This window comes from Verrucomicrobiota bacterium, assembly GCA_016871535.1.
Taxonomy (GTDB): domain Bacteria; phylum Verrucomicrobiota; class Verrucomicrobiia; order Limisphaerales; family SIBE01; genus VHCZ01.
The window spans coordinates 1-1,781 of record VHCZ01000455.1; the positions used below are offsets into that span (position 1 = coordinate 1).

General features: G+C 58.4%; 3 protein-coding genes and 1 pseudogene. All 4 read left to right on the forward strand.

What is annotated here, in order from left to right:
- A partial coding sequence (locus FJ398_27525) for a phosphomethylpyrimidine synthase (protein ID MBM3841627.1) occupies positions 1–317 on the forward strand: 317 nt, incomplete at its 5' end.
- A 59-nt stretch (positions 318–376) separates the two neighbouring features.
- On the forward strand, positions 377–697 hold the full coding sequence (locus tag FJ398_27530) for a nucleotidyltransferase domain-containing protein (GenBank protein ID MBM3841628.1): 321 nt from the start codon (positions 377–379) through the stop codon (positions 695–697).
- Complete coding sequence (locus FJ398_27535; protein ID MBM3841629.1) at positions 690–1,295, forward strand: HEPN domain-containing protein; 606 nt, start codon at positions 690–692, stop codon at positions 1,293–1,295. Before FJ398_27530 ends, FJ398_27535 begins: the two co-directional genes overlap by 8 nt.
- Positions 1,296–1,582: 287 nt before the next feature.
- Positions 1,583–1,687: pseudogene (locus tag FJ398_27540) on the forward strand (hypothetical protein).
- Positions 1,688–1,781: the final 94 nt, after the last annotated feature.

Below are 1,781 nucleotides of genomic sequence, written 5' to 3' on the forward strand. Positions count from 1 at the left end.
ATCCCGGCGCGCAATACCGCGACAACGCGTTGAGCAAGGCCCGCTTTGAATTCCGCTGGGAAGATCAATTCAATCTCAGCCTCGACCCCGTCACCGCGCGCGAATTCCACGACGAAACCCTCCCGCAGGACGGCGCGAAGACCGCACATTTCTGCTCCATGTGCGGCCCGCACTTCTGCTCGATGAAGATTACCGAAGACGTCCGGAAGTATGCGGCGGAACAGGGAATCTCTGACGAAGCCGCGCTGCAAAAGGGAATGGAAGAAGAATCCCGCGAGTTCACCGAGAAGGGCAGCGAGCTTTACGCGAAGGCGTGAACACGACCGCGAGCAAAGCCGGGCTTTCTTTCGTATGTGAACTTTGCTAGAACGAACCCATGAAAACGCTCGACGAGAACCTGCTTGAAACGGCGACACAACGACTCGTCGCGGAATTTCAACCCGAACAAGTCTGGCTTTACGGCTCGCACGCTTGGGGCAGTCCGCATGACGACAGCGACGTTGACCTTCTCGTCGTCGTGCCGCACAGCAACGAGACGCCCATCCGCCGCTCGCAACGCGCGCATCGTTGCCTGCGCGGACTGCGAATGCCCAAAGACGTGTTGGTCGAGACGCGGCAGGAAGTGGATAGCGTCAAGGAACGCAAAACCTCACTCGAAAATCTCATCCTAGCCCGTGGCCGCAGACTCTATGGCTGACGCGACACCAGAAGCGAAAGCATGGATGGTCAAAGCATGGCGCGATTTGGAAACCGCCCGCCGCGCGGCGACCGGCCAGCCGCCTTTCTACGACGTGGCGGTTTATCACTGCCAGCAGGCCGCGGAAAAAGCGGTCAAAGCGTTCCTCGTTCATCACGGCAAACCCTACGAGAAAACCCACGACATTGAAGTGCTGACTGACCTTGCCGGCGAAGTAGATTCCAACTTCAGCCAGTTGGCCGACGCCGCTGACGCGCTGACTCCCCTACGCCACGCAGTTTCGCTATCCGAACGCCACCTTCGCCGTCGAACCGCAACCGACCGAATACGACGAAGCGTTGAACTATGCCCAAAGTATTTACGATTTCGTATTGAACCTTCTTCCAGCGGACGCACGGCCATGAAAAAGAAACTCACCGGTGCGGAGAAGTGGTGGAACGAGTGCGCGGAATACGAAGCGACGCACGAAATCGCGTTCGCTTCGCCGCGTGCCTTGCTGGAAGCCCGCATGATTGCGGAATTGGACAAGGCCCGCCGTCCGCACCGCCGCGCTCACCGGAACGGCGTCGCCCGCCGCCGCAAACTTGCGTCTCGCTGATTTTCTGCACGTCAGCGCGTAGGCTGGTGCGGCACGACAGCAGGGCTTCACTCTCGCCCGATGCCTGTGTGGAAAAATTCAAGGCCTCCAGTGTTTATCCTTGGTTGAAATTCTTTGCGTCTCCGCGTCTTTGCATTGAACGGAGTTTTCATTGAGCCGGCGAGTTGCATTTGATTTAATGCTCTCACCGAGTTCACGGAAAATTTTGACGCGAGTTGAATTTGAAAAGTTTTAACCCAGTTGAATTAAAGTGCGAGCCGCACCTGCCATTGAATCGGCATCAGCGCGACGGCCTGCGACCGGGTTCGATTGCCGACGCCAACGACCAGGCGCAATTCGGCGAACTCGAAGTGCAGGGTGAACTCACCAAACGCGCGTGGGCCAAGGGTGTGCTGGGTAGCGCGGGCGACCCGCCTGCGGTCTGTGGCGACTCGCCGCAGACATTCCCATCGGGCCATGTGCCCATGCCCATGATCGAGGAAAACA

Excerpts from the sequence above, each read along its gene's own strand:
- FJ398_27530 (MBM3841628.1), top strand. The coding sequence starts at position 377 with ATGAAAACGCTCGACGAGAACCTGCTTGAAACGGCGACACAACGACTC.
- FJ398_27535 (MBM3841629.1), top strand. The coding sequence starts at position 690 with ATGGCTGACGCGACACCAGAAGCGAAAGCATGGATGGTCAAAGCATGG.